The organism is Streptomyces sp. CB02261, from assembly GCF_001905665.1.
Taxonomy (GTDB): domain Bacteria; phylum Actinomycetota; class Actinomycetes; order Streptomycetales; family Streptomycetaceae; genus Streptomyces.
The window spans coordinates 787,999-804,789 of sequence record NZ_LIVX01000004.1 but is presented as its reverse complement, the minus strand read 5'-3'; the positions used below and the strand labels follow the sequence as shown (position 1 = coordinate 804,789).

Annotated in this window: 8 protein-coding genes; 4 read left to right on the top strand and 4 right to left on the bottom strand. The window is 70.6% G+C overall.

Annotated elements, in window-relative coordinates:
• Nucleotides 1-78: 78 nt before the first annotated feature.
• The 4 genes from AMK29_RS16940 to AMK29_RS16925 form a co-directional block, all read right to left on the bottom strand.
• The gene (locus tag AMK29_RS16940) at nucleotides 79-3,447 is read right to left on the bottom strand and encodes a CARDB domain-containing protein (RefSeq protein ID WP_073813572.1); all 3,369 of its coding nucleotides are present in this window, start codon (nucleotides 3,445-3,447) and stop codon (nucleotides 79-81) included.
• Between the two features lie 392 nt (nucleotides 3,448-3,839).
• On the bottom strand, nucleotides 3,840-4,850 hold the full coding sequence (locus AMK29_RS16935; RefSeq protein ID WP_073813570.1) for a LacI family DNA-binding transcriptional regulator: 1,011 nt from the start codon (nucleotides 4,848-4,850) through the stop codon (nucleotides 3,840-3,842).
• Between the two features lie 122 nt (nucleotides 4,851-4,972).
• Nucleotides 4,973-6,712 (bottom strand): ThuA domain-containing protein, encoded by a 1,740-nt coding sequence (locus tag AMK29_RS16930; RefSeq protein ID WP_073813568.1) that lies wholly within the window; start codon nucleotides 6,710-6,712, stop codon nucleotides 4,973-4,975.
• Between the two features lie 31 nt (nucleotides 6,713-6,743).
• On the bottom strand, nucleotides 6,744-9,593 hold the full coding sequence (locus AMK29_RS16925) for a PQQ-dependent sugar dehydrogenase (RefSeq protein ID WP_073813566.1): 2,850 nt from the start codon (nucleotides 9,591-9,593) through the stop codon (nucleotides 6,744-6,746).
• Nucleotides 9,594-9,961: 368 nt separating this feature from the next.
• Between AMK29_RS16925 and AMK29_RS16920 the strand changes: the two genes are divergently transcribed.
• The 4 genes from AMK29_RS16920 (at nucleotide 9,962) to AMK29_RS16905 (ending at nucleotide 16,723) form a co-directional block, all read left to right on the top strand.
• Nucleotides 9,962-12,361, top strand: a complete 2,400-nt coding sequence (locus tag AMK29_RS16920) for a lectin (RefSeq protein WP_241845421.1) — start codon at nucleotides 9,962-9,964, stop codon at nucleotides 12,359-12,361.
• A gap of 273 nt (nucleotides 12,362-12,634) precedes the next feature.
• A complete protein-coding gene (locus tag AMK29_RS16915) occupies nucleotides 12,635-13,816 on the top strand; it encodes an ROK family transcriptional regulator (protein WP_073813562.1) in 1,182 nt (393 codons plus the stop codon).
• Between the two features lie 355 nt (nucleotides 13,817-14,171).
• A complete protein-coding gene (locus AMK29_RS16910; protein ID WP_073813560.1) occupies nucleotides 14,172-15,695 on the top strand; it encodes a sugar ABC transporter ATP-binding protein in 1,524 nt (507 codons plus the stop codon).
• Nucleotides 15,692-16,723, top strand: a complete 1,032-nt coding sequence (locus AMK29_RS16905) for an ABC transporter permease (protein ID WP_073813558.1) — start codon at nucleotides 15,692-15,694, stop codon at nucleotides 16,721-16,723. The genes AMK29_RS16910 and AMK29_RS16905 overlap by 4 nt, the downstream gene beginning before the upstream one ends.
• Nucleotides 16,724-16,791 lie beyond the last annotated feature (68 nt).

Genomic DNA, 16,791 nt, shown 5'->3' with positions numbered 1-16,791 from the left:
CGTCGGGGTCCGGGAGGGGTCCGGCCACCGCCGTGGCCGGACCCCGTCGTCAGGGCGCCTGGGGCGCGGGTGACGGTGTCAGGGGTTGCTGATGACGAACTGCGAGCCGGGCTCCACCAGGATGTTTCCCTCGGCAGAGTTGGTGATCGTCACGTTCGACAGGGTGGCGCTGCCGCGGGCGCCGCTCATCGCGAGGATGCCGGAGCCGTTGTTCGACCTGTCGATCCGGACGTTGGCGATCCTGACGTTCGGCATCTCGCCGCCACCGGTCTTGAACTGGATTCCGTCGTACGTCGAGTCGACGATGTCCGTGTCCCTGATGGTGACGCCCGGGATCGGCTGGCCCTGGGCGAACAGGGTGATGGCACCGAACTCCTGGTCCTCGTTCCAGAACGCTCCGCCCGTGCGGTACAGGGCGTTGTTGGAGATGAGCGTCTGTCCGGAGAAGGGCAGCGGGTCGTGGTCGGTCGCCAGCATGATGCCGGGGTAGTTCATGGTGTCGGCGATGATGTTGTTCTCGATCGTGTTGCCGAAGCCGCCGTAGACCGCGATGCCGTTGGCACGCCACGGAAGCTGGATCGTGTTGTTGCGGAAGTGGTTGTTCGAGCCGATGTCCACCGAGGTGTCCTTGACGTACTTGCTGGCCCAGACGGCCAGCGCGTCGTCACCGTTGTTGCGGAAGGACGAGTTGTAGACGGTGGAGTTGCGGGTGCCGTTGGCGAAGTTGATTCCGTCGGCGTAGGTGTTCCGGACGCGCATGCCGCTGAACTCGACGCCGTCGCCCGGTCCCCACAGCTCGGGGATGTTGGTGTAGTCCCGCCCGGCCCAGACGCCGACGTTGGCGTGCTCGATCCAGACGTTGCTGATCTTGGTGTTCTTGCCGAAGCGTCCGTTGAGGCCGACGCCTCCCTCTTCGGTGCCGTTGTTGCCGCGGATGGTGCCGGAGCCGAAGATCGCGAGGTCGGAGATCTGGGTGTTGTGGTCGATGTCGAAGCCGAAGTTGCCCTCGTGCGGGTGGTTGATGCCGCCCGCCTGGTGCGGCGGGGTGAGGGTGTAGAGCTGCGAGTGCCACATGCCGGCGCCGCGGATCGTCACGTCACGGATGCCGACCGTGTTGTAGATGCCGCGGTTCAGCGGGTCGTCGGTGAGGATCTTCTGCTCCTGGCGCCACTGGCCCGCAGGGATCCACACGCAGGAGATCTCGCCCTTCTGGTCCGCGGTCACCGCACGCTGGATCGCGTCGGTGTCGTCCAGGCCGTCGTTGGGCACCGCGCCGTAGTTCGTGATCGAGACGCAGCCGGCCGGCTGGGCCGTCGGGGGCGCGACCTGCTCCAGGTCGATCAGGTCGATGATGTAGAAGGAGGCCGTGTCGCCGGCGTCCCGCTGGAGCCGGAACCTGGTGCCCGCCGGGTAGCTCTGCGACAGCAGGGCGTGGGACTCGTCGAACAGCCGGCGCGCGTCGCCTCCGGGCGTGTTCGTCAGGCCCTCCGGGTCGTCGGTCGTCCCGTAGAGCCAGCTGTGCTTCGACGACAGGTTCAGCTTCCGCACGAAGACGTCGTTCGCGTAGAGGCTGATCGTGGCCTGGGCACCGCCGCCGGACGGGGCGTCCGGGATGGAGTTGCGTACGACGATGGAGTTGGACGCGTTGACGGAGGTGAACTCGACGAACTCACCGGTGGAGTTCAGGCGGACCGACTTGCGGCCCGAGGACTCGGTGGCGAAGTTGGTGTGACCGAAGGTCCGCTTCTGGTCGGCGGTGAGGAGGGTCCCCTGGTAGCGGCCGTCCTCCGCCTCGTACTCCGTGTACGGCACGGCGGCGCCCCGGCCCACGACGAGCGAACGGCTGAGGACGTTGTTGTTCTCGTTGGTCTCGGCCACGGTCCCGGTGGCGTCGGCCGTCGCGGTGAGGGTGACCCCTCCGCTCGCGGCGGTCCAGGTGCCGGAGAGCGGCACGGTGACCGACTGGCCCGCGGCGACCGCGGGCGTGGTCCCGTTCAGGGTGGTGGTGCCCGCGGTCAGACGCGTGACGCTGCCCGCGGCGACGCCGGTGGTGCCCCGGTTCTGGACCGTGGCGGTGAAGGAGACCGCTGCCCCGACGGCCGGAGCCGAGGGGTTCGGTGTGATGGCGGTGACCGTGAGGTCGGGGCCGGGCGCCTGGCCGACGACCAGCTTGGCGGAACCGGTCCGGCTGTTGTTGGTGTCGTCCTGTTCCACGACCGTGTTCGCCGGGTCGACGACCGCCGACACGGTGTAGGAGCCCATCGCCTTCCGGCCGACGGGGATCTTGACGGTGGTGGAGGCACCGGCGGCGAGCGCGCCGACCTGTGCGGTGCCCGCCGCGGCACCTTCGAGGCTGACGTTCACCGATGTGGCCGGTGAGGCGGCGGTGCCGGCGTTGCGGACGGTCGCGCTCACCTCGACGGGGTCCGTCTCCGAGGGGGAGGAGGGGGTCCACACGAGGTCGGTGACGGTGAGGTCGGGGTTCGGGGCGGCGGCGCCCACGACCTCGAACTCGGCGACCTGAGCACCGGGTGCGCCGCTGTTGGCGGAGAACCTCAGCTGCACGTCGGCGTACCGTCCGGTCACCGGGATGGTGAGGGTGTTGCCGCTCGACGGGCTGAACTGGTGGTCGGCGCGGGCCTTGAGGGAGGTGAATCCGGACGCCGACTGTTCACGGCCGAGTACCTCGACGGCCTGGGTACGCGGCCCCCACGCCTGGTCCGGGTTGAGCTTGATCCGGACCGCCTCGATGTCGGCGTTCGCACCGAGCTTCGCCGTCAGGGTCGCGGGGAAACCCGCCGACTCCCAGTAGGTGGCGGTGTTGCCGTCGTTGGCGTTGGCCGCCACGTACGACTGGGTGACCGACGAGGCTTCGATCGGCTTGTTGCGCGCCAGGTTCGTGCCGGTCGGCGGCGGGTCGACCGGGCCGCCGTCGTCCTCGCCGAAGACCTCCAGCTCGGACAACTGGGCCGCGTTCCAGCCCGTGTTGGCCGCCACCTGGACGCGGATGAAGCGGGCCGTGGTCGCCGTGAGGGGGATGCTGACGGTGTTGGCGTTCGCCGGGTCGAAGGTACGCGCCCCCGAGCCGGAGAGCGTGGCGAACGACGATCCGTCCGTGCTGCCCAGCACGCTCAGCGTCTGGACACGGGAGCCCCAGGCGGCGGGCAGCTTCAGCGCGACCCGGTCGACGTCGGTGCCGGCCCCCAGGTCGACCTGCACCCACTGGGGGAACGCCCCGTTGGGGCCCTCCCAGTAGGACGCCTGGCTGCCGTCCGTCACGTTGCCGGCGACGTAGGTGCCGTTCGTGCCGCCCGCGGTCGCGGGCCTGCCCAGGGCGAGGTTGGGGCCCTCGGCGGCGTGGGCGGGGGCGGGAAGCGTCCCCACTCCTATCAGCCCCGCCATCACCGAGCCGACGATCACTCGCCGCCCGTGGTTTCTCAATCGCATGGAAGTCCTCTTGATTCCTCACCCGCGCGTCCCGCCCCGGCTCGCCCGGGCCGACGGCGTGAGCAGCGCCGGGAGGCCGGACGAGCGTGGGGCGGATGCGCGGGTGAACGCCGACAAAGAGTCCTCGCACGACACCTTCCGATGTTCACTACGGAACATTTGAGTGCCAGCAAGATTTTTTGAGCTGTTCAGTCAATCTTTTGCGATGACCGGGTGACAGGTTTCCGCCAGGTCACCGCTTTGTCAACGGGACGGACACAACTGCCTGTTGGAGGGGTGCGCCCACCGCTCAGGAGGTCAGGAGGAAGCGGCACACTCGCGCCAGAGCACAGGAAAAAGGGCCAGACCGTCAGGTCTGGCCCTCAGCTGTCGTCCGGGCCGGGCGTCGTGGATCAGGCGCTGGGCGGAGGCGCGGTCGAGCCCCGCACCACGAGCTCCGGCTCGAACAGCAGCTCACCGGGGTGCGCCTGCGTCCCCTGGATCTGGGCGCACAGGAGGTCGACGGCCGCCCGCCCCATCGCCTCGATCGGCTGCCGCACCGTCGACAGCGGCGGCTCGGTGCAGTTCATGAAGGCCGAGTCGTCGAATCCGAGCACGGACACGTCCGTGGGGACGGCGAGCCCACGGCGGCGAGCCGCTCTGATGGCGCCCAGGGCCAGCGGGTCACTCGCGCAGATGACTCCGGTCACCCCCCGGTCCCACAGCCGGCCGGCGGCCGCCTGCCCGCCCTCGAGCGAGAACATCGAGCGCTCGACGAACTCCTCGGTCAGCGCCGCCCCCGCCGCGGCCGCCGCCGTCCGGGCCGCGGTCAGCTTCCGGCGCGAGGGGATGTGGTCCTCGGGGCCGAGGACCAGGCCGATGTTCTCGTGTCCCAGCGAGGAGAGGTGCCGCCACGCCTGCTCCACCGCGGCGATGTCGTCGCAGGACACGCACGGGAAGTCGAGCCCCTCGATGGGGGCGTTGACGAGGACGACCGGGATGTTGCGCTCCGCCAGCCGCCGGTAGTGCTCGTGCGGCGCGTCGGCCTGCGCGAAGAGTCCTCCGGCGAAGATCACCCCGGACACGTGCTGCTGCAGCAGCAGGTCCACGTAGTCGGCCTCCGACACCCCGCCCCTGGTCTGCGTGCAGAGCACCGGCGTGAGGCCCTGCTGCGCCAGGGAACCACCGATGACCTCGGCGAAGGCCGGGAAGATGGGGTTCTGCAGCTCCGGCAGGACGAGACCCACGAGTCTGGCCCGCTCCCCGCGCAGCTGTGTGGGGCGCTCGTAGCCGAGGACGTCCAGAGCGCTGAGCACGGACTGGCGGGTGGTCTCGGAGACCCCCGGCTTACCGTTGAGAACTCGGCTGACCGTGGCCTCGCTGACCCCCACCTTTTTCGCCACCAGAGCAAGTCGTCGCGTCACGAACGCAACTCTAGCGCAAAGAGAGTCGGGAAGTTACATGGTTCTTGCCAGAATTGCGGCACGACGCGACGTGCTCCGGTGGCCTCCCGCGACCACCGGAGCACGTCGTGTCCTCGGGTCCGTCAGGGAAGGACCCACTTCTGGTTGGGACCGGTGTGGCAGGTCCACAGGTGGACGGCGGTGCCGTCGTTCCACGTGCCTCCCGAGGCGTCGAGGCACTTGCCGGACTGCGGGTTGCGGACCGTGCCGTCAGCCTGCGGCGCCCACTTCTGGGCCCCGGTGCCGTTGCACGTCCACAGCTGGATCCTCGTACCGTCGGCGCTCCCGCCACCCGAGACGTCCAGGCACTTCCCCAACGCCTTCAGCGCCCCGTCCCCGGAGACGGTCCACTTCTGGGCCGCGCTCCCGTTGCAGGTCCACAGCTGGATCTTCGTACCGTCGGCGGTCTGGGCGTTGTCCACGTCCAGGCACTTCCCGCCGACCCCCTTCACCTCGCCGATCCGGGGGCCCGGTTGCTGCCCGCCGTCCTGCTTGATCCGGACGTCGCGGAACGCCACGTCGTCGCCGTCGCCGTGGTTCTGGAGGCCGATGTGGCCCTGGCGCAGGCTCCGGGCCGGGTCGGTGTTGGTGAAGTCGTTGATCTTGCGCCCGTTGAGGAAGATCTCCAACCGCTCTCCCGTGACGCGGAGTTCGTACGTGTTCCACTCCCCCGGCGGATTCAGCGCGGCGTCCCGTGCGCCGATGTCGGCCGACCGGAAGCCGTAGACGGCGCCGGTGGTGCGGTCGGCGGCGTCGGTCGCGTCGATCTGGATCTCGTAGCCGTTGTTCACCGCCGACCACGGGTCGTCGGAGGCGGGGAAGCCGATGAAGATCCCCGAGTTGTCGTCCCCGGCCGCCCTCCAGTCGAGCTTGAGGGAGTAGTCACCGGTGAACTCCTTGCCGGAGTACCAGAGCATGCCCAGACCGCCGTGCGAGGTGAGGGTGCCGTCCGCCAGGGTGAACCCACCCGGACCGGCCTGCTTCCAGCCCGCGGTGGACGAGCCGTCGAACAGGGAGGTGTATCCGGTCTCCGGCCGGCAGTCCGCATCGGTCAGACCGGCCGCCCAGCGGATCCCGCCGAGGAGGTGACGCCGGAAGACGGAGTCGCCGTACGACTCGTCGGTGTGGCCGCCTCCCGTGTAGAAGGCGCGGCCGCCCTGGTAGTCCTTGCACCACGCGATCGGGTGGTCTCCGGCCATGTTCCCGCCCGAGTAGCTGGACTCGTCGAGCGAGGCCAGGACGCGGGCGGTGGTGCGCGGGTTGGTGCGGTAGTTGTACCACTCGTCGGTGCGCTGCCAAGTGCGGCCCAGGTGGGCGGTGGCGTCGTGCGCCCGGTTCTCGACCTTGACGGTGGCGGGCTGGATGGCCGGGTGCGAGTGGAAGAGCGCCCCGGCCAGACCCTCGTAGAAGGGCCAGTCGTACTCGGTGTCGGCGGCGGCGTGGATGCCGACGTATCCGCCGCCACCCTGGATGTACTGCTCGAACGCGGTCTGCCTGCCGCTGTCGAGGACGTCGCCGGTCGTCGACAGGAAGACGACCGCCCTGTACTGGGCGAGGTTGCCGGTCGTGAACGCCTGGGCGTCCTCGGTGGCGTCGACGGTGAAGTTGTTCGCCGTGCCGAGTTCGCGCAGGGCCGCTATGCCGTCGTCGATCGAGGAGTGCCGGAAGCCGGCGGTCTTGGAGAAGACGAGGATCTTGTACGCGGGGTCGGCCGCCGCCCGCGCTTCGGCGGTGACGGACGTGGTCACCGCGGCGGGCAGGGGGGCCAGGGCGAGAGTGGCGCCGGCGAACAGACCCAGGAGCGCTTTCAGAGGGGTACGCATGGAGGTGCCTCCTTTCTACGGCTTTCTGCGGCTACGGAAGGGTCCACTTCTGGTTGGCTCCGGTGTGGCAGGTCCACAGGTGGACGGCGGTACCGTCGTTCCACGTGCCTCCCGAGGCGTCGAGGCACTTGCCGGACTGCGGGTTGCGGACCGTGCCGTCAGCCTGCGGCGCCCACTTCTGGGCCCCGGTGCCGTTGCACGTCCACAGCTGGATCCTCGTACCGTCGGCGCTCCCACCACCCGAGACGTCCAGGCACTTGCCCAACGCCTTCAGCGCCCCGTCCGCGGCGGCGGTCCACTTCTGGGCGGCGCTGCCGTTGCAGGTCCACAGCTGGATCTTCGTACCGTCGGCGGTCTGGGCGTTGTCCACGTCCAGGCACTTCCCGCCGACCCCCTTCACCTCGCCGGTGCGCGGGCCGCCGCCGGCGGTGGTGAGGGTGAACTCGTCGACGTCGAAGAGGGAGCCGGCTCCCCCCTTGAAGACGAGGTGGAGCGTGGTCGATCCGGACGGGCCGCCGGCGATCGGTGCGGTCACGTCCTGGAAGGTCTCCCAGCCGCCGGTGACCGGTACGGTCGCCGTGCCGAGCAGGGTGCCGGCCGGGGAGCCGGCGCGCACCTCGATCGTGCCGCCCGTGCCCGCCGAGGAGACCCGGGCGGTGAAGCGGGTGACGTTGTCGAGCGCGTAGGGCGTGAAGGAGATCCAGTCGCCGTTCTCGATGTGGCCGACGGTCCTGCCGCCGTGCGCGGGTGTGTGGGTGACCACCTGGACGCCGGAGGAGGCCCCGTAGTGCTCGGCCTGACGGTGGGTGGGCTGTGCGATGTGCTGGTCGTGGGTGGTCAGCGCGGGCTGACCGTTCGCACCCTTGTCGGTGTACTCGGCGTCGATGACGCCGAAGATGTTCGCGTTGGGGTCGTGCTCACCGTCGGCCAGGGTCTGCAGCGTGCCCGTGCATCCGTTGGTCGAGGTCTGCGGATGGCCGTGGCTGTCGTGCCCGACGATGAAGGTGATCTTGACCTTGGAGCAGTCGACGGTGCCGTCCTCCGGGTCGGTCACCGTCACCTTGAACGGGATGGCGGCGCCGAAGTCGTAGACGCGCCCGTCCACGGGCAGGTCGAGCGTGACCCTGGGCGCGGTGTTGCCCACCGTGATCTGCGTGGAGGCCGTCGCCGACTTCCCCGTCGTGTCCGTGACCTTGAGGGTGGCGGTGTACTGGCCGTTGGCCGCGTACGTGTGGGAGGGGTTGGCGGCGGTGGAGGTCCCACCGTCGCCGAAGGTCCAGGCGTAGGTGAGGGCGTCGCCGTCGGCGTCCGAGCTGCCCGCCGAGGAGAACGAGACGGCCAGGGGCGCCTTTCCGGAGGTGACGTCCGCCTTGGCCTGCGCCACCGGGGCGTGCCCGCCCGTGACGTGCTCGATGCGGTACAGGGCGGAGTTGGCGTCGCCGCTGAAGTAGCCGGTGCCGTAGTCGAGGACGTACAGGGCTCCGTCGGGGCCGAAGGCCATGTCCATCACCTGGGTGCCGCTCCAGGGCACGGGGCTGATGGACTGCACGGAGCCGTCGGTGCCGCTCTCGATCCGTCGGATCCAGCGGCGCCCGAACTCGCCGGCGAAGTAGTCGCCGTCGTACTCCTGCGGGAACTTCACCTCGGAGGTGGAAGCGGCGTCGTAGCGGTAGACCGGGCCGCCCATCGGGGACTCGGATCCGGTGCCGAACTCCGGCACGGAACCGCCGTCGTACGGGATCCAGGCGGGTTGCGCGGGAGGGAGGTCGACCAGGCCGGTGTTGTGCGGTGAGGTGTTCCGGGGAGCGGCGCAGTCGAACGCGGCGCCCGAGGCGCCGGTGGCGAAGTTGTAGTCGACGTAGGCGTCGTTGTCGCCGGTGCAGTAGGGCCAGCCGTAGTTGCCGGCTCTGGTGATCCGGTTGAACTCGACCTGGCCGGCGGGGCCGCGGGAGGGGCTGGCGCTGCCGGCGTCGGGGCCGTAGTCGCCGAGGTGGACGATGCCGGTGGCCTTGTCGACGCTCATCCGGAAGGGGTTGCGGAAGCCCATCGCGTAGATCTCGGGGCGGGTCTTCGCGGTGCCGGGTGCGAAGAGGTTGCCGGACGGGATGGTGTACGACCCGTCGGCGGCGACCTTGATGCGCAGGACCTTGCCGCGCAGGTCATTGGTGTTGCCCGCGGAACGCTGGGCGTCGTAGGCGGGGTTGCGGGTGGGGCGCTCGTCGATGGGGGTGTAGCTGTCCGAGGCGAACGGATTGGTGTCGTCGCCCGTGGACAGGTACAGGTTGCCGGCGGCGTCGAAGTCGATGTCGCCTCCGACGTGGCAGCAGAGGCCGCGCGAGGCGGGCACGTCGAGGATCTTCTTCTCGCTGGCGAGGTCGAGGACGCCGTTCGTCCCGAGGACGAACCGGGACAGCCGGTTGACCCCGTCGAACGGGGTGAAGTCGGCGGCGGTGCCGTCTCCCGGGGCGTCCCCGCCCGGCGTACCGAGCTTCGGCGCGTAGTAGAGGTAGACGTACCGGTTGGAGGAGAAGCCCGGGTCCACGGCGATGCCCTGGAGGCCCTCCTCGTCGTGGCTGTACACGTCGACCTTGCCCGCCACCGACGTCGTACCCGCGGCATCGGTCAGCCGGAGCGTGCCGTCGCGCGAGGTGTGCAGCACGGAGCGGTTCGGCAGTACGGCGAGCGTCATGGGCTCGCCCGTCTCGGCCACGCCCTTGGCGAGCGTGACCTGTTGGAACTCCGGAGCGGCCGCCGCTCGCGGGGCCGGCTCGTCGTGATGACCGGGCGATGCGGCGGCCGGTGACACAGGAAGGAGACAGCCGACGGTGCACGCCACCGCGGTGAGGAGGAAACGGACGCGCTTCTGTCTGAGCGTTCTCATGCGCAGAGTTCTCCCGAAGTGAGAGGAAGAACGGCAGCCGTGTCGGACTGCCGAGCGTGTCTACGGGCGCGCGCCGTCACGCCGTAGGACCGGTCCGCCTATTCATGACCGGTTCATTTCAAGGAAGCTAGCGGGCTTTGTCGGAGCCCGTAACCCGGTGCGCGCAAGTTCTCGCCACTTCTTCCTTCGACGGGACGAAGCATGGACGGTCACGGAGGAAGTCCCTACTGTGTCCGACGCGGCGGTGCGGGCCCCTTGGCGTCCCGCCCGCCGGTGCCTCCGTGACCGGAGCGACGGCGCGCCCCGGCAGCGGCTGACCCCCCACCCCATCCGAGCCCCTCATGTGTGAGGGGCCGTCAGGAGGTCACGTGTATCAGCGGTTCCCTCGGCGCCGACTGCGCAGAAGACTGATCGGCACGTTCATCGCCTCGCTCGCGATCGTCGGGCTGTCCGCGCCACCGGCCCCGGCCGCGCCCACCGCCACCGCCGAACTCCCCCCGCAGCAGCCCGGGGTCACCCTCCGCGTCTTCGACGTGCAGGTGCCCCTCGACGACCTCTGCACGCTGAAGGCAGGGCAGACACCCAACATCGACAAGCTCATGCCGGTGATCGACTGGTCCTCGCCGACCGACTTCGGCCTGGAGAGCAACTTCGTCACCCATGTCGTCGGCAATCTGAAAGCTCCCCAGGCGGGCAGCTACACCTTCCGCCTCACCAGCGACGACGGATCCCGCCTCTGGATCGACGATCAGGTGGTGATCGACCACGACGGGCTGCACGGTCCGGAACCCAAGGACGCCACGGTCAATCTGACAGCCGGTCATCACGCGCTGCGGATCGAGCACTTCGAGCGCGGCGGGGGTGAGCAGCTGACGCTGGCCTGGAAGCCGCCGGGTGCCGCCGGACTCACCGTCGTACCGAACTCGGCCCTCAGCACAGACGCGGACGTCGTCCGCGTGACCGCCCCCGGCCGCAAGGAGTGCGAGGCCGGTACGGACTCTCCCGGCGACGGTCTGCCGCTCGCCGGTGTGCATCCGAACTACACCCTCACCGACCTGCGTCCCGCGGGCTTCGAGCCGCAGGTCTCCGCCATGGACTGGCTCCCGGACGGCCGCCTGGCCGTGACCACCTGGGGCGGCAGCAACACCACCGCGGGGGAGGTCTACCTGCTGGGGAACGTCACGGGAGCCACCGGGCCGGGCCGGGTGACGGTGAAGAAGATCGCCTCGGGCCTGAAGGAGCCCATGGGCATCAAGCATGTCGAGGGCAAGCTCTACGTGTCGCAGAAACACGAGCTGACCGAGCTGAACGACACGAACGGGGACGAGGTCACCGACCAGTACCGGAGAGTCGCGACCTGGCCCTTCGGCGGCAACTTCCACGAGTTCGCCTTCGGCCTGCTCCACCAGGACGGGTTCTTCTACCTGAACCTCTCCGTCTCCATCAACTACGGCGGGGCGACCACGGATCCGCAGCCGGCGCCGAACCGCGGGACCACGATCAAGGTGAACAGGCTGACCGGCGAGGTCTCGTACGTCGCCGGTGGCCTGCGTACCCCCAACGGCATCGGCTGGGGCCCCGAGGGCGGCATCTTCGTCACCGACAACCAGGGTGGCTGGCTCCCCTCCTCGAAGCTCGTGCACATCAAGCAGGGCCGGTTCTTCAACCACCACACCAATCCGGACGGGCCCTTCGACGCCCAGCCGGTGACCAGGCCGGTGCTGTGGCTCCCGCAGAACGAGATAGCCAACTCGCCCAGCACACCCGTCCAGTTGACCACCGGACCGTTCGCCGGGCAGATGCTGTTCGGCGACGTGACCTACGGCGGGATCCAGCGCGGCTTCCTGGAGAAGGTCGGCGGCGAGTACCAGGGAGCGGTCTTCCGGCTCACCCAGGGCCTGGAGGCCGGAGTGACCCGGATCAGCGTCGGCCCCGACGGCGCGCTGTACGCCGGCGGCCTCGGCGCGGGCGGCAACTGGGGTCAGGAGGGAAAGCTCGCGCACGGCCTCCAGAAGCTGACGCCGAACGGCGCCGACGCATTCGACATCCGGGCCATGCGTGCCGTACCCGGTGGTTTCGCCCTGGAGTACACCCAGCCGCTGTCGGCCGGGACGGCCGCGGACCTCGCCGCGCACTACACGATCAAGCAGTGGCGGTACGTCCCGACCGCGGCCTACGGCGGCCCGAAGGTCGACGAGGAGACCCTCACCGCGCAGTCGGCCACGCTCTCCGGCGACGGTAGGACGGTCACCCTGACGATCCCGGGACTCAAGACGGACCGCGTGGTCCACGTCCGCTCGCCCCGCCCCTTCAGTTCGGCCTCCGGGGAGTCCCTCTGGAGCACCGAGGCGTGGTACACGCTCAACCAGGTGCCCGGCGGCGGCCCGCGCACCGGCGAGGTGAAGGGGGTCGGCGGGAAGTGCCTGGACGTGGACAACGCCCAGACCGCCGACGGCACGAAGATCCAGCTCTGGACCTGCAACGGCACCGTCGCCCAGCGCTGGACGGTCCCGGGTGACGGCACCCTCCGGGTTCTCGGCAAGTGCCTGGACGTCTCGGACGGAGGCAGCGCGGACGGTACGAGGGTCCAGCTGTGGACCTGCAACGGCACGGCCGCCCAGACGTGGTCGCCGCAGTCCGACGGCACGGTCCGCAACCCGCAGTCCGGCAAGTGCCTCGACGCCTCGGGAGGCACATGGAACGACGGCACCGCCGTCCACCTGTGGACCTGCCACACCGGAGCCAACCAGAAGTGGACCCTGCCGTGATCTGACGGAGGGAACGACCGTACGCGGGACGTGCGGTGAGTGACCGTGAGGGCCGGGACTCCCGGCCCTCACGCATGGGTGCGCCCCGCCGCAGCCCCGCTTTGTCCTCGCAATGGAAAAAGTCGGGTGCGATGCGTGCGCAAGTTCTTCCCCACCGCACGGACGGCTGCTACGTTCCCCTCGAAAGCAGACGGCCACGGGGACGTTCCCGGAACGACCGGACGAGCACCGCAACCGTGGCCCGGCGCAGGGAGAGGAGGACACGTGCGGCGCATGACGGCTCGGCCGGGCAACGCACACCAGGCACGGCTGCTGCGGCTGCTGCGCGACGGCGGCTCCTCCTCGCGTGCTCAGCTCGGTGAACTGGTCGACCTCTCCCGGTCCAAGCTCGCGGTCGAGGTGGACCGGCTCCTGGAGACAGGACTCGTCGTCGCCGACGGTCTCGCCGCCTCACGCGGCGGGCGTCGCTCGCACAACGTCCGGCTCGCGCCCACCCTGCGCTTCCTCGGCATCGACATCGGCGCCACGTCGATCGACGTGGCGGTGACCAACGCGGAACTGGAGGTCCTGGGACACCTCAACCACCCGATGGACGTCCGCGAGGGGCCCGTCGCGGTCTTCGAGCAGGCGCTGTCGATCGTCGGCAAGCTCAAGTCGCTGGGCCTGGCGGACGAACTGGCCGGCGCCGGCATCGGTGTCCCGGGTCCCGTCCGCTTCCCCGACGGCGTGCCGGTGGCGCCGCCGATCATGCCGGGGTGGGACGGCTTCCCCGTCCGGGAGGCGCTCAGCCAGGACCTGGGCTGCCCGGTGATGGTCGACAACGACGCGAACCTGATGGCCATGGGGGAACAGCACGCGGGAGTGGCCCGGTCCGTGGGCGACTTCCTGTACGTCAAGATCGGGACCGGCATCGGCTGCGGCATCGTCCTCGGAGGAGAGGTCCACCGCGGGACGACGGGCAGCGCCGGCGACATCGGGCACATCCAGGTCGAGCCGGAGGGCCGGGCCTGCGGCTGCGGCAACAGGGGCTGCCTGGAAGCCCACTTCAGCGGTTCCGCGCTCGCCCGTGACGCCGAGGAGGCGGCACGCGGCGGACGCTCGGTCGAACTCGCCGCCCGGCTGGAGACCCTCGGCACGCTGACCGCCGAGGACGTCGCCGCCGCGGCCGCCGCGGGGGACGCCCTGTCCCTCGACCTGATCCGTGCGGGTGGCGACCGGGTCGGTCAGGTCATCGCCGGCCTCGTCAGCTCCTTCAACCCGGGTCTTGTCGTCATCGGCGGCGGGGTGACGGGACTCGGGCACACGCTGCTGGCCAGTGTGCGCACCCAGGTGTACCGGCGCTCCCTCCCGCTGGCGACCAGGAACCTTCCCATCGTCCTGGGCGAGCTCGGCTCCACCGCCGGCGTGATCGGCGCGGCCCGGCTCATCAGCGACCACCTGTTCTCCCCGGCCTGACCAGCACCGGCCGGCGCCACGGGCCGTACGACGTCCGCCCCACGGCGCCGTAGTACCCGCATCGCCGCGCCACCCGCGTACCGCCCTTAGGACGCACCGCCTGTACCGCCCGTAGGTCGCACCACCCGTACCGCCCGTACTGCCCGTACCGCCTTCTCCGCCGTACCGCCTGTACCTGCCGTACCGCCCGTACCGCCCGTAGGTCGCACCGCCCGTGCCGCCCGTACCGCTTCTACGCCGTACCGCCCGTACCCGCCGAACCACCCGTACCCACACCGCCGCACACTCCCCCTCACGCGCCGCCCTCGTTCCGTTCGCCCTGCCCGCTCACGGCCGCACCCGCCGAGGAATCGCCATGGCACCAGAACCCCCTCTGCTCACCATGTTCGGCATCACCAAGTCGTTCCCCGGCGTCCGCGCGCTGGACGGCGTGGACCTGGAGGTCCGGGCCGGCGAGGTCCACTGCGTCCTCGGTCAGAACGGCGCCGGCAAGTCCACCCTGATCAAGGTGCTCGCCGGTGTCCACCAGCCGGACGGCGGACGGATCGCGTGGCGCGGCGAGGTCGTGACGCCGGCCTCCCCGATCGCCGCCATGCGTCTCGGGATCGCCACCATCTACCAGGAACTCGACCTGGTGGAGGGCCTGTCGGTGGCCGAGAACGTCTTCCTCGGCCACGAACACACCTCCGCGGGCCTCTTCGTCCGCCCACGGACGGCCCGCGAGGCGACCGCCCGGCTGCTGGCCCGCCTCGGCCACCGCGAGATCGGCCCGGACGCCCCCGTCGGTACGCTCTCCGCCGCCCAGCGGCAGATCGTCTCCATGGCCCGGGCCCTCTCCCACGAGGTGCGGCTGATCGTCATGGACGAGCCGTCGGCCGCCCTCGACCCGGAAGAGGTCGACAACCTGTTCCGGACGGTCGCCGACCTGACCGCCGAGGGCGTCGCCGTCATCTACATCTCCCACCGGCTGGAGGAGATCCGCCGCATCGGCGACCGCGTCACCGTCATCAAGGACGGACGGACCGTCGCCGGGGGACTTCCGGCCAGGTCCACCTCCACCGACGAGGTCGTCCGGCTGATGACCGGCCGCGAGGTCGAGTACGTCTTCCCGGAACGGCCCCACCGGACCACCCTCCCCACCACCGCACCGGTGCTGCGCGTCGAAGGGCTGGCGCGCGCCGGGGAGTTCGCACCCGTCGACCTGGAGCTGCGGCCCGGTGAGATCGTGGGCCTCGCCGGTCTCGTCGGCTCGGGACGCAGCGAGATCCTGGAGACCGTCTACGGCGCCCGCAGGCCCACCGCCGGACGCGTCCTCGTCGACGGGGCGCCCCTGCGCCCGGGCAGTGTCCGCGCCGCCGTCCGCGCCGGCATCGGGCTCGCCCCCGAGGAGCGCAAGGCGCAGGGCCTCCTCCTGATGGAGTCCGTCACCCGCAACGTCACCCTCTCGACCCTCCCCCGCTTCGCCCGCGCCGGCTGGCTCGACCGGCGGCGGGAACGGGCCGACGCCCGGCGGGCGACCCGCGAACTGTCCCTGCGGCCGGACTCCCCGGACGCCCCGATCCGGACCCTGTCCGGGGGCAACCAGCAGAAGGCGGTGCTCGCCCGCTGGCTCCTGCGCGGCTGCAGGGTGCTGCTGCTCGACGAGCCGACCCGCGGGGTCGACGTCGGTGCCCGCGCCGAGCTGTACGCCGTCATCCGGCGGCTGGCCGACGACGGCCTCGCCGTCCTCCTCGTCTCCAGTGAGCTGCCCGAGGTCCTCGGCCTCGCCGACCGCGTGCTGGTGCTGCGCGAAGGCACCGTCGTGCACACCGCCGACGCGCGGGAGCTCGACGAGCACCGCGTCCTCGACCTCGTGATGGAAGGAAGCCCGACGGCATGACGCACTCAGCCACTCCGGCGGGGCCGAACGCGCCCGCCGCCCCCGCTCCCTCCGCGCCGGACGGCAAGGCCGCGGCACGCCGGCCGGTCTCGGCTCTCCTGGACGTGCGGAACCTGTCCCTGCTCGGAGTCCTGGCCGTGCTGGTGGCCGTCGGCGGTGTCACCCGCCCCGACGAGTTCCTCGCCACGAGCAACCTCCAACTGGTCCTGACCCAGGCCTCGGTGATCGGTGTGGTGACGGTCGGGATGACCTTCGTCATCACCGGTGGCGGCATCGACCTGTCGGTCGGGGCGATCGTGGCCCTGGCATCCGTCTGGGCGACCACCGTGGCCACCCAGGAGTTCGGCTTCGCCGGCATCCTCTTCACCGCCGTGGCGGTGGGCGTCGGCTGCGGACTCGTGAACGGGCTGCTCGTCGCGTACGGCGGCATGGTCCCCTTCATCGCCACCCTGGCCATGTTCGCCTCCGCCCGGGGCCTCGCCCTCCAGCTCACCGACGGCAGGACGCAGATCGTCACCGTCGACGCCGTCCTCGACCTCGGTGTCCCCGACGCCTACGTCCTGGGCGTCCCGCCCCTGGTCCTCGTCTTCGCGGCCGTCACCCTCGTCGGCTGGCTCCTGTTCAACCGCACCACGTTCGGGCGCCGCACGGTCGCCGTGGGTGGCAACGCGGAGGCGGCCCGTCTCGCCGGCATCGACGTCCGGCGCCAGCGACTGCTCCTCTACCTCCTGTCCGGGCTGTGCTGCGGCATCGCCGCCTTCCTGCTGATCGTGCTGGCCGGCTCCGGCCAGAACACCAACGGCAACCTGTACGAGCTCGACGCCATCGCCGCGGCCATCATCGGCGGCACCCTCCTCAGCGGAGGCCGCGGCACGATCGCCGGCTCCGTCCTCGGCGTCCTCATCTTCACGACGATCACCAACATCTTCGCCCTGAACAACCTGGAGAGCGCCGTCCAGCAGATCGCCAAGGGCGCGATCATCGTCGCCGCCGTCCTCGTCCAGCGCCGCGCCCTGCGCGACGGCTGACGACCACGCACCACCCCCGCCGGTACGCCACGACCCCCGCCCGGTCCCGGCACCTCCCCGCCGGACCG